15 protein-coding genes and 1 pseudogene are annotated in these 23,907 nt (G+C 66.6%); 7 read left to right on the top strand and 9 right to left on the bottom strand.

The annotated features are described in order from the left end of the window. Window positions 1–51: 51 nt before the first annotated feature. Window positions 52–321, bottom strand: coding sequence for a DUF4242 domain-containing protein (locus tag ABDC78_RS09440; RefSeq protein WP_178361979.1), 270 nt, complete (start codon window positions 319–321; stop codon window positions 52–54). 177 nt (window positions 322–498) lie between these two features. Between ABDC78_RS09440 and ABDC78_RS09435 the strand changes: the two genes are divergently transcribed. Both ABDC78_RS09435 and ABDC78_RS09430 read left to right on the top strand, forming a co-directional pair. Next, the gene (locus tag ABDC78_RS09435) at window positions 499–3,087 is read left to right on the top strand and encodes an AAA family ATPase (RefSeq protein ID WP_178361978.1); all 2,589 of its coding nucleotides are present in this window, start codon (window positions 499–501) and stop codon (window positions 3,085–3,087) included. Between the two features lie 90 nt (window positions 3,088–3,177). Next, a complete protein-coding gene (locus ABDC78_RS09430) occupies window positions 3,178–4,038 on the top strand; it encodes a class I SAM-dependent methyltransferase (RefSeq protein ID WP_178361977.1) in 861 nt (286 codons plus the stop codon). 2 nt (window positions 4,039–4,040) lie between these two features. On the opposite strand, the gene ABDC78_RS09425 is transcribed toward ABDC78_RS09430, so the two are convergent. After that, window positions 4,041–5,024: a nitroreductase family protein gene (locus tag ABDC78_RS09425; protein WP_178361976.1), complete on the bottom strand. Its 984-nt coding sequence runs from the start codon at window positions 5,022–5,024 to the stop codon at window positions 4,041–4,043. Window positions 5,025–5,251: 227 nt separating this feature from the next. On the opposite strand from ABDC78_RS09425, the gene ABDC78_RS09420 reads away from it, so the two are divergent. After that, on the top strand, window positions 5,252–5,686 hold the full coding sequence (locus ABDC78_RS09420) for a pyridoxamine 5'-phosphate oxidase family protein (protein WP_178361975.1): 435 nt from the start codon (window positions 5,252–5,254) through the stop codon (window positions 5,684–5,686). A gap of 20 nt (window positions 5,687–5,706) precedes the next feature. On the opposite strand, the gene sulP is transcribed toward ABDC78_RS09420, so the two are convergent. The 5 genes and pseudogenes from sulP to ABDC78_RS09395 form a co-directional block, all read right to left on the bottom strand. Further along, window positions 5,707–7,437: a sulfate permease gene (sulP, locus tag ABDC78_RS09415; protein WP_178361974.1), complete on the bottom strand. Its 1,731-nt coding sequence runs from the start codon at window positions 7,435–7,437 to the stop codon at window positions 5,707–5,709. 15 nt (window positions 7,438–7,452) lie between these two features. Then, on the bottom strand, window positions 7,453–8,196 hold the full coding sequence (locus tag ABDC78_RS09410; protein ID WP_178361973.1) for a universal stress protein: 744 nt from the start codon (window positions 8,194–8,196) through the stop codon (window positions 7,453–7,455). 73 nt (window positions 8,197–8,269) lie between these two features. Then, window positions 8,270–9,979, bottom strand: a complete 1,710-nt coding sequence (locus ABDC78_RS09405) for a GAF domain-containing protein (protein WP_178361972.1) — start codon at window positions 9,977–9,979, stop codon at window positions 8,270–8,272. Then, window positions 9,976–10,740, bottom strand: coding sequence for a hypothetical protein (locus ABDC78_RS09400; RefSeq protein WP_256736480.1), 765 nt, complete (start codon window positions 10,738–10,740; stop codon window positions 9,976–9,978). Before ABDC78_RS09400 ends, ABDC78_RS09405 begins: the two co-directional genes overlap by 4 nt. Before the next feature lie 86 nt (window positions 10,741–10,826). Continuing rightward, window positions 10,827–12,872, bottom strand: a pseudogene (locus ABDC78_RS09395) (erythromycin esterase family protein). Window positions 12,873–13,034: 162 nt separating this feature from the next. Between ABDC78_RS09395 and ABDC78_RS09390 the strand changes: the two are divergent. Continuing rightward, window positions 13,035–13,733: an SRPBCC family protein gene (locus ABDC78_RS09390; protein ID WP_178361971.1), complete on the top strand. Its 699-nt coding sequence runs from the start codon at window positions 13,035–13,037 to the stop codon at window positions 13,731–13,733. Here ABDC78_RS09390 and ABDC78_RS09385 read toward each other — a convergent pair. Both ABDC78_RS09385 and ABDC78_RS09380 read right to left on the bottom strand, forming a co-directional pair. Next, the gene (locus ABDC78_RS09385) at window positions 13,673–15,046 is read right to left on the bottom strand and encodes a wax ester/triacylglycerol synthase domain-containing protein (protein WP_347133412.1); all 1,374 of its coding nucleotides are present in this window, start codon (window positions 15,044–15,046) and stop codon (window positions 13,673–13,675) included. The genes ABDC78_RS09390 and ABDC78_RS09385 overlap by 61 nt on opposite strands. Then, a complete protein-coding gene (locus ABDC78_RS09380) occupies window positions 15,043–16,461 on the bottom strand; it encodes a wax ester/triacylglycerol synthase family O-acyltransferase (RefSeq protein ID WP_178361970.1) in 1,419 nt (472 codons plus the stop codon). The genes ABDC78_RS09385 and ABDC78_RS09380 overlap by 4 nt, the downstream gene beginning before the upstream one ends. A 207-nt stretch (window positions 16,462–16,668) precedes the next feature. Between ABDC78_RS09380 and ABDC78_RS09375 the strand changes: the two genes are divergently transcribed. The 3 genes from ABDC78_RS09375 to otsB all read left to right on the top strand — a co-directional run bounded on the left by ABDC78_RS09375 (window position 16,669) and on the right by otsB (window position 23,872). After that, window positions 16,669–17,667 (top strand): 1-phosphofructokinase family hexose kinase, encoded by a 999-nt coding sequence (locus ABDC78_RS09375; protein WP_178362357.1) that lies wholly within the window; start codon window positions 16,669–16,671, stop codon window positions 17,665–17,667. Window positions 17,668–17,801: 134 nt separating this feature from the next. Next, on the top strand, window positions 17,802–20,198 hold the full coding sequence (gene ppsA / locus ABDC78_RS09370; RefSeq protein WP_178361969.1) for a phosphoenolpyruvate synthase: 2,397 nt from the start codon (window positions 17,802–17,804) through the stop codon (window positions 20,196–20,198). Further along, the gene (otsB, locus tag ABDC78_RS09365; RefSeq protein ID WP_178361968.1) at window positions 20,195–23,872 is read left to right on the top strand and encodes a trehalose-phosphatase; all 3,678 of its coding nucleotides are present in this window, start codon (window positions 20,195–20,197) and stop codon (window positions 23,870–23,872) included. Before ppsA ends, otsB begins: the two co-directional genes overlap by 4 nt. Window positions 23,873–23,907: the final 35 nt, after the last annotated feature.

The raw sequence follows: 23,907 nt of genomic DNA, 5'->3' as shown, positions 1-23,907 counted from the left end.
GGCTTCCCCTGCGAAGGGCGCTCAAACCCGGAAGGACTCGACGATCAAGCCTCAGGCACTGTTCGGGCCGAATTCGTTGGCGACGGGTGTCACCGCGGTCACCGGGAACCCGGCGCGGCGAGAGTGTTCGCGGACCGTGTCCTCACTGTCGGCATCGTGGATGCAGTACACCTTGTCACCGGCGACGTAGCTGGTGATCCACGAATACTCCACGCCCAGCGACTCTGCTGTGGCATTGGATTTGCGGGCGACCTCTGCAAGCTGCTCGTCGGTCAGCTCCGCGGCGCCGGGCATGTCGCGTTCGATCAGAAAGCGTTGCATCGTGATCTCCTCGGTCTCGATCGGACCGCCGCGGGTGCGCCGGGCTCATCCAGCCTGCAGGACGCGGTGGGCGGTGGCATCGGCAGAAACTCCCCATTCCCCGCCCGACACCGGACCGGCAACGCCCGATCGGACCGTTTCCGCAGGTGGGATGCCCATCAGGGATAGCATTCAGACGTGACGCTCACCGAGCGCGGGCACGAACTCGACCTGCTTGCGACCCGGGCGGCCGACGCCTACGCCGGCCGCGGCGGCGCGGTGACGGTGTGCGGCGAGTCGGGTGCGGGCAAGACGTCGTTCGTCGAGGAGTTCGTCGCCGGGCTGACCGACGGCCGGCGTGTGCTCTGGGGCATCTGTGACCCGTTGTCCACCCCGAGGCCGCTTGGCCCACTTCATGATCTGGCACATGAGTTCAGCCCCGCCACGCAGGAGCTGCTCCGCAGCAGCAACCTGCCGTACGACATCTTCGTCGCGGTTTTCGAGGAGCTCCGCAGTCGGCCGTCCGTGCTGGTCCTCGACGATCTGCAGTGGGCCGACCAGGGCACCATCGACCTGCTGCGGTTCCTGCTGCGTCGTGCCCCGCAGTCACACCTTCTGATCGTCGGGATCGTGCGCGACGACGAGGTCAGTGTGACCCACCCGCTGCGTGGGCTGCTCGGAGATGTGGCGCGCTCCGCTCATGCGCAGTCAGTGGTCGTGCCTGCGCTCAGCGCGGCCGCAGTCGCCACCCTGATCGGCGACCGCGACATCGACCCGCAACGGCTGCACACGCTGACGGGCGGCAACGCGTTCTTCGTCTCGGAGATGCTCGACCATCACGGCACCGACCTACCCCCCACGGTGCGCGACGCCATCCTGGCCCGCACGGCCGGTCTGGACGTCCCCGCCTGGGATCTTCTCAATCTGCTGACGTGCGCGCCCGGTTCGATCCCGGACCACCTCCTCACCGATCTCGGCGTCACCCTGCCCGCGCTTCGTTCCCTTCACGAGGCGAGGCTGATCAGGCGGGACGCCCGTGGTGTGGCCTTCCGCCACGACCTGTGCCGACGTGCGGTGTCCAGCGTCATACCGCCGGGCGCCGAACCCGGTCTGCACCGCCGGTTCATCGACGCACACGCCAGGGCGTCACAATCCGACCCGGCGGTGTTGACCCATCACGCGATCGGGGCGGGCGATGCGAAGCTGATCGCCTCAGCGGCTACCGATGCGGCGCGGGCTGCCGCCCGTTCCGGCGCCCATACACAGGCATGCGAGTTCTTCCGTATCGCCCTCGAGCAAGGCGGAATGCTCACCCGTACAACCGAAGCCGAATTGCTGGAGTCATTGGCTACCGAGTGCTACCTCGTCGACCGACTCGACGACGCGATCGCTGCCTGCCACCGGGCCCTGCGGATCCGCCGAGAGCTGCGGGCGCCCGTCACGGTCAGCGCGAACCAGCATTCGCTCGCAATCTACGAGTGGTACAACGGCAATCGCGCCCTTGCTGACGGCCATGTCCGCGACGCCATCGCCACGCTCGAGGGCGACGCCGCCCGAGGGGAATCGGCCCGGCCCCTCCAGTTGGGACATACCTACGTCACCCAGGCTTTTCTGGCCATCCAGTCCAGCCGACTCGACGTGGCGACGCAGACGCTCTGCCACGCCGCACACCTCGCTTCCGAAGTCGAGGATCCTGCCCTGACGGTACGAGTCCGTCTCACAGAGTGTTTCGCAGAGATCCTGGCCGGCGATCGGACGGCCCGCGATCGCCTTCTCTCTGTGCTGTCGGGTGGGCCCAGCCACATCGACGACGTGTACTCGACCGGCTACACCAACCTCACCTACTTCGACGTCGAGCAACGCCGACTCGGGGAGGCCGCCCATCTGCTCGACGTCAGCATCCCGCTGATGATCGAGCATGACCTTCCCATCTGCCGCATGGTGCAACTCGGTTCTCGCAGCAGGTTGAACCTTCTGCGCGGCGACTGGGACGGCGCGCTCGCCGACGCCGACAGTGTCCTGGACAGTCCCAGCGCACCGTTGGCGCGGACGTGGCCACTGCTGATTCACGGGGTCGTCTCGCTGCGCCGGAGCGGTGACGATGCGGGGGGCATCGACCGGGCGTGGGAGTTGGCGTGCCGCTTCGGCGAACTGGTGAGGGTGCTGCCGGTCGCGGCGGCGATCGCCGAACGACACTGGCTCACCGGCATCGAGGATCCGCGTCTGGACGAGTGCCGGACACTGCTCGACAGTTCGCCACGGGAAGGGTTGGAATGGGCGCGCGGCGAACTGGCGATGTGGTTGCAGCGCATCGATTCCGCTGTGTCGGTCACAGGTGTCGCGGAGCCGTACGACCTGCTGATCGGAGGTGGTTTCGCAGCGGCCGCCGAGGTGTTCGAGCGCCAGTCGACGCCGTACGAGGCTGCGCTGGCACTCGTGGATTCCGGTGATTCCCGGCTGGTGCGTCGTGGGCTGGACGCGCTTGACCGGCTCGGCGCCGACGCCGTAGCCGCCAAGGTGCGGTTCAGCTTGCGCGCGGCGGGCGTCGCCACGATTCCCGCCCCCCGGCGCGCGACGACCTTGACGAACCCGGCGGGCCTGACGACACGTCAGGTCGAGGTGTTGCGGCTGTTGCAAGACGGCTTGACCAATGCCGAACTGGCCGAGCGGCTATACCTCTCCGTCAAGACCGTCGATCACCACGTATCGGCGATCCTCACCAAACTGAACGTGACGAAGCGGCGCGACGCCGTACGTCGCGCAAGGGAGGTGGGCATCCTCGCCTGACGCGTTTCGAACATGGGTAGCTCCTCCCGATGTCGGAGAACTCCCGATGCCTGAGGGTCGAGGTGACACCACGACGCGAGGAGTACGCCGATGAGCACCACCCCGACCCACCCGCAGACACAGTCTGACCGAGATGCCGACAGCCGGCTCAAAGCCAAGCACCGGGCCTTGTGGGCGTCCGGTGACTATCCGGCTGTGGCCGCCGAGCTGATTCCCGCGCTCGGCCCCAGGCTGGTCCAGGCCTGCGGCATCGGATCCGGCCAACGGGTGCTCGACGTGGCTGCCGGCTCCGGCAACGCGGCGATTCCCGCGGCCGCGGCGGGGGCCGTCGTGACCGCCTCGGACCTGACGCCGGAGCTGTTCGACGCCGGCCGCACGATCGCCAGGCAACGGGGCGTCGAGCTCGACTGGGTCGAAGCCGACGCCGAGTCGATGCCGTTCGCCGACAACAGCTTCGACGTGGTGATGTCGTGCGTGGGTGCGATGTTCGCCCCACACCACGAGGCAACCGCCGACGAGATCATCCGGGTCGTCCGGCCAGGCGGCACCATCGGGATGATCAACTGGACGCCGGGCGGGTTCATCGGCAACCTCTTCGCAACGATGAAGCCGTATGCTCCCCCGCCACCGCCGGGGGCCAGTCCGGCGCCTCTGTGGGGAGATGCCGACCACGTCCGAGAACTGTTCGGCGACAGGGTCACCGACCTCGAGACGCACCGTGAGACGGTCGTGATGGACCACTGCGCGACGCCCTTGGACTTCCGGGAGTACTGGAAGCGCAACTACGGCCCCACCATCACGACCTACCGGTTCAACCAGGACGACCCCGAGCAGACCGCAGCCTTGGACCGCGATTTCCTGGCCCTGCTGGAGGGCTGGAATCACTCGACCGAAGGCGGCCGAACCGCCTATGAAGCCGAGTATCTCGTGGTGACGGCAACCAAGAGGTGACGCTATGCGCCGTCCAGGGGTGCCACCCGATCGCCGACCGGCCGCCGCGGAGTGGCCGGTAACGGATCGGCGCCGGGAGGAGCCCATCCGACGCGCACGAGCATCTGCGGAAAGTACCGATCGTCGAAGATCTCCGACCGCAACATCGTGCGGGTTTCCGCGACTTCCAGAACCTCGGACATCAGGCAGGTGGCCAGCCCTCTCACCGTTGCGGTGAGCAACGCCGAACTGGTCGCTTCACCGGCCCGCAACCTGCTCGATTCGTCATCGGCCGCGGTGGCGAGCGCCAGAAGGACGCCGTTGTCGTACGCGGGGGGCGCATCAGGAGGCTGCTCCAACGCGCTTCCCGCGAATACGCGCGCGGGCACCGCCGACGTCGGATCGGATCGGGGGGTGTTGCGCGCCGGCACCCCGGCGGCCGCCGCGTGCCGACCACTCCACGTACTCAGCTCCTGTGCGTAATCCGAGTCCAGCGCGTGTTGCCACAAGGCCTGGGTCAGTACGGCCTTGAAGTCGGTCGTCGTCTCGACCCGGCGCAGTGACACACCCATCCGTGCGACCCGGGCGCCCATCCACGCGATGTCGGCGAGGTCCACCGCTCGCGAGCTGAAGGTACGCCGATCGGTACGCCTGGTCGTGATCGCGGCGGCGAGCGCTACATCCGTCTCCCGGGCAGGGTGTGGTTGCACGGTGATCGAGGCGAGATGGTCGGGCTCGGCAGGGTTCGGCAATCGATGGATCGTCGCCTGCCAGCCCATGGCAGACAGCGCAATGACGCAGTGGTTGAGCGCAGCGCCGCAGCTGACGGTCAGCTCGCGCCGATCCGGATCAGCGTGCTTCAGATGCAGCGTGCGGTCGGCATAGAGGTGCAGGCTCTGCGGCCCGGCCCGCCACAGCCACGGTTGAGAGTTGTGGACCGACGGTGCGCGGGTCGCCAATGCCAAGACCGCGGAAACGGTCTCGTCGTCGGGAAAGGGTGCGGCCACGTCTTGGAGTCTGGCCGCGGCCACCGATGGTCGGACAGAGACAGAAGTCCTCTATCGCGGTGACCAATGCCCGGAACATCCGCAGTGGACGTTCGGCACCCGGCAGTGGTCCAACGGCCCTACGCAGCCGCCGGCCATCGCCGATACGTTGATCCGATCGATGGGTGTGACGGGTGACGATGTGACACGACGCTGCCCGACACGATGCCGAATGAACGGGGACCGCCATGAGTTATGCCGCGACTGACCGTCCGGTCACGATTCTGCCCGAAAGTGAGTGCTGGCAACTGCTCTCGGGAGTCACCCTGGGCCGGCTGGTGACCAGCGCCGACGGCAAACCGGAGATCTTTCCGGTGAACTTCGTCGTCCAGCGGCGCACCGTGCTGTTCCGCACCGCAGAGGGAACGAAACTCATCAGCAGTGCCATCAACAGGCAGGTGCTCTTCGAGGCCGACGATCACACCGCAGCCGAAGGCTGGAGCGTGATCGTCAACGGCGTGGCCCGCACTCTGCACACCGACGAAGAGATCGACGAGGCCGAGCGCGCCCACCTGCTGCCGTGGACGGCGACGGCCAAAGAGCACTACGTCCGGGTACTGCCGACTCGGATCACCGGTCGCCGGTTCAGTTTCGGCGCCGAACCCGATCGGGAGGTTCGCTGACCAGCTGATGCTGCGCGCTGTCAGCCGCCGGCGCTGTGGCCACGCTGCCGGAACGCGGCCACAGCCGTCGGGAGCGTGGGGTAGATGTGATCCGACCCGATGTTCTCCAGCATCCCGGCCGCCTGCAACGCATCCCGTAGGTCCTGCTTGACCCGGGCCATCGCGAACTGCACACCGCGCCTGCCCAACTCGACGCGTAGCCGCTCCAGCGCATCCAATGCGGTGAGATCGACCTCCGAGTTGGCTTCGGCGTTGAGGACGAACCACTCCACCGGCTGAGGGTAGGCATCAACGGCTTCCAGGGCTCGCAGGCGGAAGTCTTCGGCGTTGGCGAAGCACAGCGGTGCGTCATAGCGGTACATCACCAGGCCCGGCACCAACTCCGCCTGCGGATAGTCGTCGACGTCGTGCATACCGGGCAGCCCGGGGACAAAACCGAGGACGCTGTCGTGGGCCCGAGCCACCCGACGCATCAGATCGAGGATGGACAACGCCACCGCGACCAGTACGCCGTACAGGACACCCAGGACCACCACCGCGGCTGTGGTGGCGACGGCGAGAATCAGCTCGCTGCGGCGGAATCGTGCCAACCGTCGAAACTCGGATCCGTCGATCAGATGTAGCGCGGCGACGATGACCAGTCCTCCCAACGCCGCGAGGGGGACGGTTGACAGCACGCCCCCACCGATGGCCAGCACGATGATGACCGCGCCGAGCGAGGTCAGTGACGCGAGCTGGGTTCTCGAACCCACCGCATCTCCGATCGCGGTGCGGCTACCACTGGAGCTGACCGGGAAACCGTGCGTGAGCCCGGCACCGATATTGCACATCCCCAGTGCGCGCATCTCGGCATTGGCATCGATCTCCTGGCCGCTGCGTGCGGCGAACACCCGCGCGGTGACCACGTTGTCGGAGAACGCCACGATCGCGATGCCCACGGCGGGAAAGATCAACGCCACGATCTCGTCGAGACCGAGGACTGGAATGTCGATGCCCGGCAACCCCGACGGGACTGCCCCGACGACGGCGACGCCGCGGGACTCCAGAGACCACACCAGCACCACGACCGACGCCAGGACAACGGCGATCAGCGGCCCGGGCAGGCGTGCCGCTCGTGTCGCCAAGAGGAGTTGAATGGCGATCACGGCAGCCGCCAAAATCACCGTGAGCCAGTGCACTTCGGCCAGATGGGTGATGAAAGAAGCTGTCTGAGAGATGAACTCGCTTCCGGCCACCTCTGTCCCGGTGATCTTGCCGAGTTGCCCGGCGATCATCACCAGCGCAATCCCCGCCATGTAGCCGACCAGGATCGGTCGCGACAGCAGGTTGGCCAGGAACCCGAGGCGCACCAGTCCCCCGATGAGGCAGACCGCGCCGACGAGCAACGCAAGGACTGCCGCCGACGCGGCGTAGCGCCCCGCGTCACCGCCGGCGATCGGCCCGAGGGTGGCCGCGGTCATCGCCGTGGTGCTCGCCTCGGGCCCCACCGACAACTGCCGCGAGGACCCGAGCACGGCGTACAACGCAAGTGGCACGAGCGCCGCCCACAAACCGGTGACGGGCGGGAGTCCGGCCAGGGTTGCGTAGGCCATCGCCTGCGGGATCAGATATGCCGCGACGGTCACCCCCGCCGTCAGATCAGCACGCAGCCAGGAGCGCTCGTACTGACTGAACTGCGTCAAACCCGGAAGCAGGTGATCTGCGTCAGGGCGCCACGTGTTCGGTGTGGCCCGCGCCGACCGGCCGGTCATGAGAACACCGCGGCGTCAACGGCGAACCAGCAGCACAGAGCAGTCAGGGTAACCGAGGATCGGGTGACAATTGGGCACCTCCAGGTCGGTGATCCGATCCGCGTCGGTATGGCCCACCACGGCCAACTGGACGTGTTGACGGTCCGGATGCAATTCGGAGTATGCCCTACCGCTACCCGCCGCAACCGTTTCGACGTGTACGTCGGGATATCGCCGAACCCAACTGTCGAGCCGTCGATCCACCTGACGTACGGTCGCGTCGCGCAGGCGACCCTCCTGCATGGCCAGGTGGACTACGGAGTCGTTGTCCGGATCGTCATCCAGGACAACTGAAATCACGCCGGTGTCGCAGATTGATCCCGCCGAGTCGGACCGAATGAGCGCGACCGGGCACTGCGCTCCCGATGCGAGCGCGGCAGAGACGGGACCGAACAGACGTCCTTCCAGCCGCTCTCGGCTCGGGACTCCGATGCAGACCATCTGCGCGCGAGCCGATTCCGCGACAAGGACGTCGCCGGGATCTCCCTCGATGCGTACGGACTCGAACCGAATCGTGCGTCCTGCTCGTGTCGCCTCGGCTTCGGCCGCCGCCACGACCGAGTTGGTGTGCGGTGAGTGCTGCGCACCGTCGGGGACCGCGTGCACTATTCGAAGGGGCACATCGAGGTGGACGGCTTCGGGCACCGCCCATCCGAGGGCGTTGAGCGCAGCGCGTGATCCGTCGACGCCGACGACGATCGGCAGCGCAGCCCTACTCATGGCGCCACGGTAACGAGGGCTCACGCCCCCGGGATAGGGCCTTTGGTCAGTCGGTGCGGGCCGCATTCAGCGCCTAGGGAAGCGGTGCACACCATTTCAGCACCGTGCCGCCACCCGGTGAGTTCTCGACGCTGAAGGTGCCGCCCACATCGTCGGCACGCAGACGCAGATTGGTCAGGCCACTGCCGGTGATCTCGTCCGGTAGACCGCAGCCGTTGTCGCTGATCTCGATCGACAACTCGTCCTCGACGACGACGTTGACGGTGAGGGTGCTGGCCTTTCCGTGCCGGACCGCGTTGCTGACAGCCTCGCGGACAACCGCTTCGGCGTGATCGGCCAGCGCGGCATCGACAACCGACAGCGGACCGACATACTGCACACTCGTACGGAGGTCGGCGCCGGCGAACTGAGCGACGGCCTCGTCCAGACGCTGGCGCAGCCGGGTGACGCCCGACGACGAGCCGTGCAGATCGAAGATCGCGGTGCGGATCTCCTGAATGACTTCCTGCAGATCGTCGACACACCCCATGAGCCGTTGTTGCACCTCGGTCGAGCGTGCTCGTGGAATCGTCCCCTGCAGGGCCAGCCCGACGGCGAACAACCTCTGGATCACATGGTCGTGCAGGTCGCGGGCGATACGGTCACGATCGGTCAGGATGCTCAACTCGCGCATCTGACGCTGGGTGCTGGCCAGCTGCCACGCCAGCGCCGCCTGGTCTGCAAAAGCAGCCATGATGTCGAGTTGCTCACTGGTGAACGGTTGGGCACCGGGAGGCCGCAGCGCGACGAGTACCCCGATGACGGTCCCGGTTGCGCGTAACGGCAGCACCAACGCCGGACCACTTTTCGTCGCGTCGCCGGCGAGGTCCACACCGTCGAATCGTCCCGGCGTGCGCCCGACGAAGGCGTCTCCGATCACCGTCCCCTCCACCGGTATCGCGCGCACGTCCAGATCCGGGCTGTCACCCGCGGTTGCCGAGATGACGAGATCGATGGTTTCGCTGACCGGCAACTCGGGGTCCGACGGGACCGCAACGAAGGTGTGTACGGCGCCGCTGAGCGCCAGGGATTCATCGGCGATCAGCCGGAACACGGTCGCCGGATCGGTCCCTGCCAACAGTTCGGTCCCGATGTCGCGGGTGGCCTCGATCCACGCCTGACGAATCTTGGACTGTTCGTAGAGTCGCGCATTCTCGATCGCGATACCGGCGGCCGCGGCCAGAGCCTGGACGAGCACCTCGTCGTCCTCACTGAATGGCAGCCCGTCCGCCTTCTCGGTCAGGTACAGATTCCCGAACACCTCGTCGCGGATTCGGACCGGCACCCCGAGGAACGTCTGCATCGGCGGGTGGTGCGGCGGAAATCCCACTGATGCGGCGTGGTGGGAGATGTGGTCGAGCCGGATCGGTTTCGGGTCGTCGATCAGCACACCCAGCACGCCGTGCCCCTCGGGCAGGTGCCCGATCTCCTCACGCGTCGCCCCGTCGATTCCCTCGTAGATGAATTCGACGAGTTCGTGGTCATGGCCACGCACACCCAGCGCCCCGTAGCGGGCGTCGACCAGATCGATCGCCGTGTGCACGATCGTGCGCAGCGTCTCGTCGAGTTCGAGACCTGCGGTGACCACCAGCATCGCTTCGACGAGCCCGTCGAGTCGGTCCCGGCCTTCTACGATCTGCTCGACACGGTCCTGCACCTCGCTCAAGAGTTCACGAAGTCGGAGCTGAGAGAGGGTGTCGCGCACCGGGTGCACAGCCGAGTCTGCATCGGACCTGTCGGTCACGACAACAGTGTGTCACCACACCTCTGTGTCGCGTGAGAGTCTGGCGATTCTGCTGCTGCGGCGGTTCCGCCGACCGCGGCGCTCGGTGCACGGTCGGCGGCAACCACACCGTGTGCCGCCACCGCGTCCCGTCGCGTCTGCTCGGCCCGGGCGCGGACCCCACGCATCATCTTCTGTTCCATGACGAAGTGCGGGATGTCGAACACGGGATTGCCGACCGCACCACCGCTGCCCCGGACCAGCAAGCGGGTACATCCTGCAGTGTCGCGCAGGTAGAACCCCCACGCGCCGCTGGCGAGGAGCCCCTGCCCCATCCGCTCGAAGTCGTCGGGCGACATCAACACCAGATGCGACCGAGGTTCCACGGCCGCCACCAACTGCCGGGCAGCGCCACCGTAGCGACGCGCCAGCCATATGGTGTCGCCGACCCTCACGTCCTGCCATTCCGGGTGAACGGTGGCCGCGTTGTGAATTTGTGCGCCGACGAGCCGTTCCAGAGCCGAGTAGCTGTAGAACCCGCCGCGGTCCTCGCCGATCTGCGCCAGCCACGGCCACACCTGCCCAGGAGACGCGTCGATCGTCAACGCACGGGTGGTCCTGGGCCCGCCCGACGCCACCAGCTCGTCACCGGGCAGCACCGCTGTCAGCTCGTCGTCGTGAGCGCCCCAGCGATACATCCACGGCCGCACCACGTAGCGATACAGCCCGACCGCACCGGTTGCCGCCATCAGCCCCGCGAGCACCGGTCTCTGTTCACCCATGGGTCAACGCTAGGAGTGCAGCGGCGCAGAGTGCAGGGTCCAAGGTCCCCGATATCGGCGACCTACGCCTTTTCGTCTCTGCGGCATCACAATCCGGTCGGATACGTCTCGGGCGTCTCGCCCGCTGACCATGAACTCGTCACCTCGAGTGGCTCCAGCGCCCGCGTCCTGTCGATGTGGATGATCGCGTCGAACTGCTCGCCCGGTCGGACGTGGTAGTAGTGGCTCTGCCGTTCGGTTTGCGGAAGGTAGATCACCCCGATGGCCCGACCCAACCTGACGACATCGAGTGGATCGGCCGCAGCGTGGCTGATCGCTGCCGAAACAAGGAATTCCGACCTGCCGGTCTCATGGAGCAGCTCTTCGACGCTGCCGTTCAGGGCGGGGCGAACGACCTTGCGCTCGGCGATTCCCCCCCATTCACTGGCCGCAGTGACAGTGCCCGTGTACGTGGTGAAGCCGATCAGCCGGCAGTCCGCACCGTACCGTTCCCGCACCAACTGCCCCAGCGTCAGCTGGCCGTCGGATCCCACCTCGGTTGCCCGGGCATCTCCGACATGAGAATTATGGGCCCACACCACGACCCGGGCCGGCTCCGATTGCGAGCCGCGTCCCAGGTGGGTCAGCAGGGCGTGCAGAGTCTGGGCCATGTGCTGATCCCGGAGGTTCCACGATGTGACGCGACCACCGAACATCGCTCGGTAGTAGACCTCCGCGTTGCGGACGGTCTGCGCGTTCTGTTGGGCATAGAAAATCTCGTCCTCGGCGAGCAGGCCGTCGCGACGCGCGTATTCGACTGCGTTGAGTTGTAGCTCGACCAATTGATCGATGGCCTGACGCTCGCAGGACAGTCCGGCGCCAAAGGCCGCGGCGAACCCGTACGCCTGCCCATCATCTGCGGAGGCGTGGTCAAAACACGCGTACCGGTCACGTGCCCGGGCCGCCGCCACGGGGTCGATCGTGGCGAGATAACCGATCACTTCCTGCATCGAGCGATGAAGGCTGTAGAGGTCGAGTCCGTAGAAGCCCGTTTGGCGCTCGCCGCGCTCGCGCTGCCGACGGTTGTGAGTGTGCAGCCATTCGATGAAGTCTCGCACCACCACGTTGCGCCACATCCAGGCCGGGAACCTCTCGAATCCGCTCAGCGCCTGGTCCGGGTTGGTGTCGTCACCCAGTCCGCGCACATAGCGGTTCGCCCGGTACGCGTCGGGCCAGTCCGCTTCGGCGGCAACGGCGCAGAAGCCCTTGTCTTCGATGAGCCACTTCGTGATCGCTGCCCGCGCCGCGTAGAACTCCTCTGTGCCATGCGAACTCTCGCCGATCAGGACGATTCGAGCATCGCCGATGATCTCTTCGAGTGCCTCTGCCGGGGGCACACCACCGGGGGCGTCCACCGCGCAGCGATCGATCACCTGCGCGGGGGTCTCCTTCATCCGCATCCGCGAGGTCGCGACGCCCACCGTCGGAGTGGCGAGATATTCGCGGACCTCCTCGTCACTGACCTGCTTGAAGTCCCAGAACGACTCCCCCACCGCGAGAAAAGGCGTCGGCATCGTGGCGCACACGACGTCGTCGACCAGACCGGCGAACTCACGGCAGGTCGACTCCGGGGCGGCAGGCACGGCTACCACGATCTGCGCCGGCTCCGCCTCTCGAAGTGCCTGCACCGCTGCCAGCATGCTGGCGCCGGTGGCGAGCCCATCGTCGACGAGGATCACTGTCCTACCGGCAACCTCGATCGGCGGGCGGCCCCCGCGGTAGGCGGCCTCGCGCCGTATCAACTCTCGCCCTTCGCGTTCGGCGACGTCACGCAGTTGCTGGGGTGTCACCCGCAACGCGCGCAGCACATCGTCATTGACGACGACACGTCCACCGCTGGCCAATGCACCCATGGCGAACTCTTCGTGGCCGGGCGCCCCGAGTTTGCGCACGATGAAGGCATCGAGTGGAGCGCCGAGAGCTACTGCCACTTCCCACGCGACGGGGATGCCGCCGCGCGCAAGGCCGAGGACGACGACGCCGTCCAGATCGCGCTAGGCACTGAGCAGGTCGGCGAGCACCCGGCCGGCTTCTCGGCGATCACGAAACACCCGCCGGGGTGCTCGATGCAGGGATTCTCGTGTACGGGTCATCTGGGTACTCCGTCCCGATTGTGTCGCCACTGTCACCATGCGCTGCGGTGCCACCGGGGACTAGGGACCGAAGTCCCGCTGTGAAGAGCCGTTCGTCCGGTGTCCTTCGAACAGGGACCACCGGCCCTAGTCGGCCGGCGGCCGCGAGCGCAGAGTCTGCTCATGAACAACAACATGGTGCGGATCGTCGGCGCGGTCACGATCCTCTGGGCGGCGCGCAGCTACTACCGCAACTGGGGCACGACGAAGGAAGAGTGCCGGATGAATCTTCCTGGCGACGAGTTGATCCGGCGTCCGTCAGTCCAGTCCACCGAGGGGATCTGGATCGACGCGCCACCGTCGGACGTCTGGCCCTGGCTGGTGCAGATCGGTCTGGACCGCGGCGGCCTGTACTGCTCCGGCATTGCCGAAGTGCTGATCGGCCCGGACCACGCCAAGGCCGACGGAATTCATCACCAGTGGCAGCACCTCGCCCCCGGGGACACCATTCGACTGACGCCCAGCGGCTGGCTGGGCCTGCGGCACGGGCTCACCCTGACGGTCGATCAGGTCGTCGACGGCAGCCTGCTGGTGCTGCGCGGTAGCCGACCGGGCATGCCGTGGGACACCGTGTGGTCGTTCCACCTGCTTCCCCGCTGGGAGGATCGCTGTCGATTGCTGATCCGAACCCGCACCCGGCTGCGGCACCCCGGCGAAGTGCTGGGCGTCGAACTGGCCGGCCCGATGGTCGCGCTGCTCACCCGAGGGATGTTGTTGGGGATCAAGCACAGGGCCGATCCTGCAACACCAGCCGGTGGTCGTCAGGATACGCCTGAACCCAGCGCCAACACTTCGTCGAAACCGGCGACAAGGCACGCGTGAAACACGTCGTAGTCCGGGATCGCCGCGGTGTCCACGTCGATACCCAGCGTGCACACATCGACATAGGTCAACAACGTCACGTTGACGGCCGAGCCGATGGTCGGACCGAATCCATACTGAGTCACAACCTTTGCGCCACCGAGGAATACCGGCACCGGGATCCCGGGGACGTCGCTGCACAGAAAGTCGACGTTGCGCAGGATCGAGCCGATGTACCACCGGGGCATCATATTGAGCGCACCGGCGATCCACTGGGTGTAGGGCACCGACTTCTCCTGCCGTACTTTGCCTGTGATGTCGTGGATCTGGCGGATTCGTTCCACCGGATCGGCCACACCGACCGGGACGTCGAACCGCATGATGGTGATCCGGTTGCCGCCGATCTCGTCGCCCTCACGGCGCAGGCTCATCGGCATCGTCAGGTGGAGGTCGCCCACCGGGACGCCGTGCTTCTCGTGGTAAATGCGCAACCCTCCGGCCACCCCCGCGACGAAGGCGTCGTTCAACGCACCCCCACCGTGGTGGGCGGCGGCCCGAAGCCGGCCGAACGGGACCTCGTGCACGCCGAGCCTGCGGATCATGCTGCGCTCACTCATCAGCGGCGAGCCCCTGCGGTTCACCGGGCGTATGGTCCGGTATATCGATGCGGCCAACTCGGCCGCCGAGGACACTGTGTCCACCGGATTCACGATGCTGCGGGACAACAACTTCGGAGCGCCCTTCACGGTGCCCCACAGCGCATCGCCCACCAATCGTGCGTCGTAGCGCGCGGTGTCGCGGTAGCCGCGCAGCCACGGCGGCTCGGGCACCTGCGGCATCGCCGCCACCGGCCCGTGCTTGTCCGGGACTTCCGACAGGTCGAACAGCATCATGCCTATCTGGACGCCGCCGACGCCGTCGGTCAGAGCATGATGGAACTTCAGGACCAGCGCCGCGCCGTCGTTTTCGAGCCCATCAACGAGCGTGGCCTCCCAGAGTGGGCGGGCCCGGTCGAAGTCCTCCATCGCCGCGATCCGCGCCATCTCCAGCACCGTGGCCATGGTGCCTGGCACGGGCGCGGTCACTCTGCGCATATGGAAGTCGAGGTCGAAATCCGGTGCCTGCTCCCACCTCGGCGGCGCAGGTGGCGGGGACTGGACGACCCGCTGTCGCAGCATCGGCACCGCGCGCGCGATGACATCGAAGCGACTGCGTACCTCGTTCCAGTCCGGCGACCTGCCGAGCAGGATGACCGTGACCACCGTCGAACGGAGCTGGGGATCAGCTTCCATCGCCCAGGTGAACGCATCGCTGTGGCGCATGAACTCGGTCACTTGGCACCGACATCCACTCGGGCTGCACCGTCTGGGGGTGTGAGGCCGCCTCGGCCTCGGCCGAGTGCTGCCAACCGCTGCACCGCGTCTTCGATCCCCCGGGCGAGCACGTCCACGTCGGGTGCACTGTCGTAGTCGGCGGTGATGCCGAAGGAGAACCGGCCCGCGTAGCTGAGCATGGCGATGCCGGTGCGCAGATGGAGCGCAATGGGCGGTATCGGCAGGATCTCCAGAACCTCGCGCCCCAATACCCTCTGCCGGCCGCGGGGGCCCGGGACGTTCGTCGCCAGCGCCGTCACGGAATTCTGAGGCAGCCGGGTGAGCAGTCGGATCGTCCACGCCGAGAGCGCGAATGGGATGTTCCCGGCAGCGGCGAACACGGCTCGGCCGCCCTCCCGCTGGCCACTGTCCTTGGCGCGGCTCAACCGCCGGTGCACGATCTCCAACTGCTTGACGGGATCGGGTTCGTCAACCGGCAGCAACGGCAGCATCGCCGACACCCGGTTGTCGGTGATGTCGAAGTGATCGGCCGATCGCATCGACACCGGGATCAGCGTTCTCAATGCATGGGGCCCCGGCGATTCACCCCGGTCGAGCAGCATGGTCCGGTAACTGCTGGTGATGGCAGCCAGCGCGACATCGTTGAGTGTCACCCCGAAGCTGCGGCTCACCTGCTTCATGACGGCCAGGTCGACCAGCGCGGCACTGTAGCGCCGCATCCTGGTGACGGGCCCGTTCAGCGACGACTCCTGACCGGCGACGAGCACGTGCGCCGTCAACTCCGCAGCTCCCACCACAGCGTGTTCGGCCGCACTGGTTGCGGCCACAGTCGCCCGCCACGCGTCGCTCATCCAGGTCACCGGGTTGAGCCTCGGCCGGAGCAGGCCGAGAATCGACGGTTCGGGTTCCCTGGCAGCGCGGATGTCGCCGGCGAAACTCTCACCGGCGCCGTCGTCGCTCAACTTCGAGAGCATCTGAGCAGTGGCGATGCCATCGGCGATGCAGTGGTGGATCTTCATCAGCGTCGCCCACCGGCCCGAGCCGAGACCCTCGATGATCCAGCATTCCCACAACGGCCGGTCGCGGTCGAGTCGCTGCTCCATGATGCCGGCGATCATCGTGAACAGCTCGGCATCGCCGCCCGGCACCGGCAACGCGACACGATGCAGGTGGTGCGCGATGTCGAAGTGCGGATCCTCCACCCACTCGGGTGCGGCGAGGTCGAAGGGCCGAGTGTGCACGACCTGGGTGCAGCGGGGAATGTGCCGCGCGCGGTCGGCGAACGCCGACACGAGGTCGTCGTAGTCAGGCGACGGACCTTCGATGATCGACACCGCACCCACGGCGAGGCTCACGTGCGGGTCGGAGTCCTCGGCCTGCAGAAAGCTCGCATCAAGCGTGCTCAGATGCTCCATGCGACGACACTGCGCCACCCGGCGGCGTCACGGCAGGGCCGCAAGTCCTCAAACCGCGGGGACAACGTCGTTGGGGCCGCCGTGGTCACCGGGAACGCACTCGGGCCCTACGGCGCCACCTGAGGGACTTCCGGCCATTCACCGGGCCGGATGCCGCACCTAGGGTCGAAGCCGAACGGAAGGCGGGTGATCGTCGTGACGCCACGGATGGCCGACACCACCACCGCAGACACACCGGGCGTAGGCCCGCGGATCGTGACGTTGACGATGAACCCGGCACTCGACATCACCACCGACACCGACACGGTGATGCCGACAGAGAAGATGCGTTGCGGCTCAGCGCGTTACGACCCAGGCGGTGGCGGTATCAACGTCGCCCGGGTAGCGGATGCGCTCGGTGCGTCGGTGCTGGCACTGTTCCCCGCAGGCGGCGCCAGTGGCGACTCGGTGACCGACATGCTCGACGCCGCGGGTCTGCCATCGCGTCGGATCCGGATCACCGAGCCGACCCGGGAGAGCTTCACGGTGAACGAACGCCGCACCGAGCGCCAGTTCCGGTTCGTCCTGCCGGGGCCGGTCCTCAGTGCTTCCGAGCAGACGGCGTGTCTGGACCAGTTGGGTGAGGTCGCGGCCGCAGCGGACTTTGTGGTCGCCAGCGGCAGTCTGCCGCCCGCGGTGTCACCGGACTTCTACAACCGGGTCGCCGAGGTGTGCCGGCGGATCGACACTCCACTGATCCTCGACGCCTCCGGAAGCGGCCTGCGGCATCTGACCGGCGGAACGGTGTTTCTGCTCAAACCGAGTATCCGCGAGCTCCGCGAATGTGTCGGCCGGGCGTTGGCCGGCGAGGCCGAGCAGGTGGCCGCCGCCCGAGAACTGATCGAACGAGGGTGCGCCCGCAACATGGTCGTCTCGCTCGGCGCACAGGGCGCCCTGCTGGTCACCGCGCACGGCGCCCAGCGCTACCCGGCAGTCGCCGTGCCACCCGGCAGCGGTGTTGGTGCCGGTGACGCGATGGTCGCCGGGATCACCTGCGGGCTCAGCCGAGGGTGGGCGCTGCCGAAGGCGCTGCGGTTCGGTATCGCCGCGGGCGCAGCCATGCTGATGACACCTGGGACAGCTGCCTGCACTCGCGCCGATGTCGAGCGGCTGTTCGACACCACTGCCGAGCCCATCGACCTGACCGCCCGCGGCCCGTCGATGTAAAGCATTCGGCGGCAGATGAACTCGTTGTCGAGGAATCACCTGTGCGAGTGACCTTCGACCCTGTGTCCCGTCTGGCGGTTGTGGAAGGTTTGGGGCGTGGCGCGGCACCGATGCCGCGCTCAGGAGGACATGTCATGGATACGTCTGGATTCGTTCGCTTCTTCGAAGACATGGGAATCGATGACGTGCCACTCGTCGGCGGTAAGAACGCGTCGCTGGGTGAGATGTTCCAGAAGCTCTCCGATCAGGGCGTGCGCGTCCCCCACGGATTCGCCGTCACCGCTGCCGCCTATCGGCACATGCTGGACGAGGCCGGTGCATGGGACCGCCTGCATGCCGAACTCGACGACATCGACCCCGCCGACGTCGCCGCTTTGGCGCGGAAAGCCAAACGTGCGAGAGAGATCGTCTACGGCGCCGGACTACCCGACGACCTGGCCGCCTCGATCCTGGCCGGTTACCTTGCGCTGCAGCGCGAGTACGGCGAGGACGTGAGCCTTGCGGTACGCAGTTCGGCGACGGCCGAGGATCTGCCGACCGCAAGCTTTGCCGGCCAGCAGGACTCGTACCTCAACATCAAGGGCGAGGAGAGTCTTCTCGACACCTGCAGGCGGTGTTTCGCCAGCCTGTTCACCGACCGGGCCATCCACTACCGAATCGACCAGGGCTTCGACCACTTCAAGGTCTCGCTGTCGATCGGGGTGATGAAGATGGTGCGCTCCGACATCGCGTCCTCGGGAGTGATGTTCTCGCTCGACACCGAATCGGGTTTCCGGGACACCGTCTTCATCACCGGCGCATACGGCCTCGGCGAGAACGTTGTCCAAGGCGCGGTCGATCCGGACGAGTTCTACGTTCACAAGCCGACCTATCTCGCCGGTCACCGCGCCGTGTTGCGTCGCCTCCTCGGCGACAAGGCCGTGAAGATGATCCTCGTCGACGGCGAGACCAAGAACACCACGAGGAACATTCCCACCCCGAAATCCGACCGCGCCCGGTTCTGCCTGACCGATGCCGACGTACTGGAACTGGCGGGCTATGCCTGCTCCATCGAGGCGCACTACGGCAGACCGATGGACATGGAGTGGGCGAAGGACGGTCTCGACGGCCAGCTCTACATCGTCCAGGCCCGACCCGAAACGGTGGCCTCCCAGCACAGTGTCACAGCGCTGGAAACCTATGTGCTCGAGGGCAGGAGCGAGGTCATCACCGAGGGACGCTCGGTGGGTGAGCGGATCGCCTCCGGTGCGGCGCGGCGGATAGAGAACCTCACGCAGCTCGAAGAATTCAGGCCTGGCGAGGTGCTGGTCGCCGACACGACCACACCGGACTGGGAGCCGGTCATGAAAACCGCCGCGGCGATCGTCACCAACCGCGGCGGCCGCACCTGCCACGCCTCGATCATCGCGCGCGAACTCGGCATCCCCGCCGTGGTCGGCACCGGGGACGCCACAACCTGCGTGCCCGACGGCGCGGTGGTGACCGTTTCCTGCGCCGAGGGTGACACGGGCCGGGTGTACGAGGGCGCGGTGGGTTTCCACGTGGACCGTACCGAGGTCGGCGACCTTGCCCGGCCCCGAACGCAGATCATGCTCAACCTCGGCAACCCCGACCTCGCCTTCAAGACGTCGTTCCTACCCAATGACGGTGTGGGACTGGCCCGGATGGAGTTCATCATCAGCGAGTACATCCGCGTTCACCCGCTCGCTCTGCTGCACCCGGAGAGGGTGGGCGACAAAGACGCACGCCGGACGATCGACCGCCTCATCCGGGGATATGCCGACGGCAGCGAGTTCTTCACCGAGCGCCTCTCGGAGGGGATCGGCACCATCGCCGCCGCGTTCTGGCCCAAGCCCGTGGTGGTACGGATGTCGGACTTCAAGTCCAACGAGTACGCCAGCCTGATCGGCGGGCACAGCTTCGAACCGTCCGAGAGCAACCCGATGATCGGATTTCGCGGCGCCTCGCGCTACGCGCACCCGGCCTACGCCGAGGGATTTGCGCTGGAATGTGCTGCCATGCGACGGGTTCGCAACGAGATGGGATTGACCAATGTCATCCTGATGCTCCCGTTCGTCCGGCGAGTCGCCGAAGCCGATCTGGTGTTGCAGACGATGGCAGACCTGGGTCTTAAACGCGGCGAGAACGGACTCCAGATCTACGCGATGTGCGAGATCCCGAACAACGTCATCTTGATCGATGAGTTCGCCAAACGCTTCGACGGTTTCTCCATCGGCTCCAACGATCTGACCCAGTTGACCCTGGGGGTAGATCGGGACAGCGAGATCGTCGCCTTCGACTACGACGAACGCGACGAGGGTGTCAAAGAGATGATCCGTTTGGCTGTCGAGGGCTGTCGCCGCAACGGCATTCACTCCGGGTTGTGCGGACAGGCCCCGTCGGACTACCCGGACATGGCCGAGTACCTGGTCCGGATCGGCATCGACTCGATGAGCCTGAACCCCGACACCGTGGTCAAGACCACGCGTCAGGTTCTGGAGTTGGAACGCCAACCCGTGCCGACCCGATGAAGCTGCCCGTCACCATCGACCCGCGTCATCACGACGCGGTGCTCTTCGATCTCGACGGGGTTCTGAGCAGCGACGTGCCGCTCTTCGGCGCAACCATCGACCTGGCCGCCAAGCTGCGTGCTACAGGCGTTGCTGCGGCGGCCTATTCGTCGAACCCTGAGTGCCGGCGCGCCCTCAAGGCGGCGGGGGTCGACGACGTGTTCGGGGTCTGCATCGAGGGGGTTGCGGGCGAACGCGGAACCCCCGAAAACCCGGATCCGACCATACTTCTGGATGCGACGCGCCGACTCGGTCTGCGACCGCAACGGTGTGTGGTCGTGGAGAATTCCGTCGCGGGTGTTGCCGCCGGCCGTGCCGGCGGGTTCGCGCTCGTCATCGGAATCGGTGGCGCCGCAGCGTCCGGGGAAATGACCCGCCACGGCGCCGACGTCGTGCTGCCCGACCTGGCCGACGTCGCCGTACTCACGGGTCACCGACGGATCTCGGAGCTCCCCAATGCGTTGGCGTCCTACGGTCAGCTGATCGGCATCACCAGTGCCCGCGAGTCGATGTTGTTCCTGGACTACGACGGAACGCTGTCCCCCATCGTCTCGGACCCCGATGCGGCCAGACTCGTCGAGGGAGCCGCCGAAGCGTTGCGACTCGTATCCACGGTGTGCCCGGTGGCCATCCTCAGCGGTCGGGACCTCGCGGACATACAGGCCCGGGTCGGCATTCCCGGGATCTGGTATGCGGGCAGCCACGGGTTCGAGTTGACGGGGCCGGACGGCACCCATCACCAGAACGATGCCGCTGCGGTGTTCGTGCCCATCCTGGAGAAGGCGGCCGGGAAACTCACCCACGGTCTCGACCATGTTCCGGGCGTACGAGTGGAGCACAAGCGGTTTGCGGTGGCGGTCCACTTCCGTGAGGTGCAGCCGGACCTCGTCGGTGAGATCGTCTCCGCCGCACACCAGGTGGGTGCGCAGTCGGGCCTGCGGGTGACCAATGGGCGGATGCTCGTGGAGCTGCGTCCCGACCTCGACTGGGACAAGGGAACCACCCTGGCGTGGATACGCGACCGCATCGACGCGTCACGCTCGCTGATGCCGATCTACATCGGCGACGACCTGACCGACGAGGACGCGTTCGACGCCGTCCGCTTCGACGGCGTCGGCATCGTCGTCGGACACGACGAGGACGGTGACCGCAAGACGGCCGCCCACTTCACACTCCAGGACCCGGATCAGGTGCGCGAGTTCATCGAACGCGGTTCGCGTTGGCTGGCGTACAAACATCAGGTCTCGAGCGAGGCTTGGGACTACGTCTTCGACGGATACGATCCGCACAACGAGAAGCTCCGCGAGGCGTTGTGCACGGTGGGTAACGGCTATTTCGCCACCCGCGGTGCCGCGCCCGAGTCGAAGGCCGGTCAGGTGCACTATCCGGGCACCTACGCAGCCGGCGTGTACAACCGGCTCGTCGACGACGTGTCAGGGACCGAGATCGACAACGAGAGCCTGGTGAACCTGCCGAACTGGCTCGCCTTGACCTTCCGCATCGACGACGGCGAGTGGTTCGACATCGATGCGGTCACCGTGCTGTCCTATCGGCAGGCACTCGATCTTCGCGGCGCAGTTCTACACCGGGAGGTCCGGTTTCGTGACGACGTGGGCCGGACGAGCTCGCTGACGCAACGGCGATTCGCGGCGATGCACCTGCCCCACGTAGGCGCCCTCGAGACCACGATCGTCGCCGAGGACTGGTCGGGAATACTCGAGTTCCGCTCCACACTGGACGGCAACGTGACCAACTCGCTCGTCGAGCGCTACCGGGATCTGGACGGCGGGCATCTGGGGTCGGCAGTCGCCCGTGAGCTCTCGACCAACTCGGTCCTGCTGACCGTGCAGACCACACAATCGCGCGTTCCGGTCGCCATGGCCGCACGAAACACGCTGTGGCGCGACGGTGAACCCGTACCGGCCACCTACCGCCTGTTCACCGAAGACGCCGAGATCGGCCACGACATCGCAGTGCGATTGTCCTCCGGTGAGTCGGTGTCGGTCGAGAAGGTGGTGACCGTCTACACGGGCCGCGACGTGGCGACCTCCGGACCCGGTGTCGACGCGCACCGCTGGATCGCCCGGCTCGGCAGGTTCTCCGAGTTGCTCGACGGACACCTGACCGAGTGGACACATCTGTGGGAGCGGTTGTCGATCGAGTTCGACGACTTCACCGACGAAGTGCGGATCCTGCGGCTGCACATGCTGCACCTGCTGCAGACCGCGTCGCCGAACACCGCCGACGTCGATGCCGGGGTTCCCGCCCGGGGACTCCACGGCGAGGCCTACCGCGGGCACATCTTCTGGGACGAACTGTTCATCTTCCCGGTGCTCAACCTGAGGCTGCCGATGGTCACCCGATCGCTGCTGGGCTACCGCTACCGGCGGTTGCCGGAGGCCAGACACGCTGCCCGTGCCGCAGGTCATTCGGGCGCGATGTTCCCGTGGCAGTCCGGCAGCGACGGCCGCGAGGAAAGTCAACGGCTGCACCTGAATCCGCGCAGCGGTCACTGGAATCCGGACGCCAGTGCCCGTGCACACCACATCGGTATCGCCGTGGCCTACAACTCGTGGAAGTTCTACCAGGTCACCGGTGACCTCGCCTACCTGATCGACTACGGTGCCGAACTGCTGGCCGAGATCGCCCGGTTCTTCGTCAGCCTGGCCACCTACGACGACGAGCGCGCACGCTTCGACATCCGCGGCGTCATCGGCCCGGACGAGTTCCACTCCGGCTATCCCCACGCCCCCTACGACGGGATCGACAACAACGCCTACACCAACGTGATGGCGGTGTGGGTCATCATGCGCGCCCTCGACGCACTGAATCTACTGCCGTTGCCGAACCGCCTCGACCTGATGGAGACGCTGGGACTGCACAGTGCAGAACTCGCACATTGGGACGACGTGAGCCGGCGGATGTTCGTCCCGTTCCACGATGGCGTGATCAGCCAGTTCGAGGGCTATGGCGATCTGGCGGAATTGGATTGGGAACGTCTGCGCAGCCAGTACGGCAACATTCAACGGCTGGACCGCATCCTTGAAGCGGAACACGACGACGTGAACCGCTACAAGGCGTCCAAGCAAGCCGACGCACTGATGCTGCTCTACCTGCTGTCCGCTGACGAACTCCGCGAGCTACTCGCCCGGCTCGGGTATCGGCTCACGCCGGAACAGGTACCGCAGATGGTGGACTACTACCTTGCCCGCACCTCCCACGGCTCGACGCTCAGTGGCGTTGTGCACACCTGGGTGCTCGCTCGGGCGAACCGCGATCGGGCCTTGGAATTCTTCACCCAGGCTCTGAAGTCCGATGTGTCCGACATCCAGGGCGGCACCACGTCCGAGGGTATCCACTTGGCGGCCATGGCGGGAACCGTAGACCTCATGCAGCGGTGCTTCACCGGGCTGGAGACCCGTTCCAATCGGATCATCCTCTCGCCCTACTGGCCGAAACAGCTTGGTGTGTTGGCGATACCGATCCACTATCGCGGTCTGCACCTGCACCTGCGGGTCAGCGGAAAGGGTGTGATCATCAGCGTGGATCCCCGCGACGCGGCCGGAATCGAAGTCGAGTGTCACGGTGAGGTCGTCGAACTGATGCCGGGAACGACGATCCGGTTCCCAGGCTGATGACCGGCGTGTGGTTGTCGGCTGCTGGCGGATCG

The sequence above is a fragment of the Mycobacterium sp. DL genome (assembly GCF_039729195.1).
Classification (GTDB): domain Bacteria; phylum Actinomycetota; class Actinomycetes; order Mycobacteriales; family Mycobacteriaceae; genus Mycobacterium; species Mycobacterium hippocampi_A.
The sequence above is the reverse complement of the archived record's forward strand: the minus strand, read 5'-3'. Positions and strand labels throughout refer to the sequence as shown.

Bases quoted from the DNA above. Each gene is read 5' to 3' on its own strand.
- ABDC78_RS09440 (WP_178361979.1), bottom strand. From the start codon at position 321: ATGCAACGCTTTCTGATCGAACGCGACATGCCCGGCGCCGCGGAGCTG.
- ABDC78_RS09430 (WP_178361977.1), top strand. From the start codon at position 3,178: ATGAGCACCACCCCGACCCACCCGCAGACACAGTCTGACCGAGATGCC.
- ABDC78_RS09420 (WP_178361975.1), top strand. From the start codon at position 5,252: ATGAGTTATGCCGCGACTGACCGTCCGGTCACGATTCTGCCCGAAAGT.
- sulP (WP_178361974.1), bottom strand. From the start codon at position 7,437: ATGACCGGCCGGTCGGCGCGGGCCACACCGAACACGTGGCGCCCTGAC.
- ABDC78_RS09410 (WP_178361973.1), bottom strand. From the start codon at position 8,196: ATGAGTAGGGCTGCGCTGCCGATCGTCGTCGGCGTCGACGGATCACGC.
- ABDC78_RS09400 (WP_256736480.1), bottom strand. From the start codon at position 10,740: ATGGGTGAACAGAGACCGGTGCTCGCGGGGCTGATGGCGGCAACCGGT.
- ABDC78_RS09390 (WP_178361971.1), top strand. From the start codon at position 13,035: ATGAACAACAACATGGTGCGGATCGTCGGCGCGGTCACGATCCTCTGG.
- ABDC78_RS09380 (WP_178361970.1), bottom strand. From the start codon at position 16,461: ATGGAGCATCTGAGCACGCTTGATGCGAGCTTTCTGCAGGCCGAGGAC.
- ABDC78_RS09375 (WP_178362357.1), top strand. From the start codon at position 16,669: ATGGCCGACACCACCACCGCAGACACACCGGGCGTAGGCCCGCGGATC.
- ppsA (WP_178361969.1), top strand. From the start codon at position 17,802: ATGGATACGTCTGGATTCGTTCGCTTCTTCGAAGACATGGGAATCGAT.
- otsB (WP_178361968.1), top strand. From the start codon at position 20,195: ATGAAGCTGCCCGTCACCATCGACCCGCGTCATCACGACGCGGTGCTC.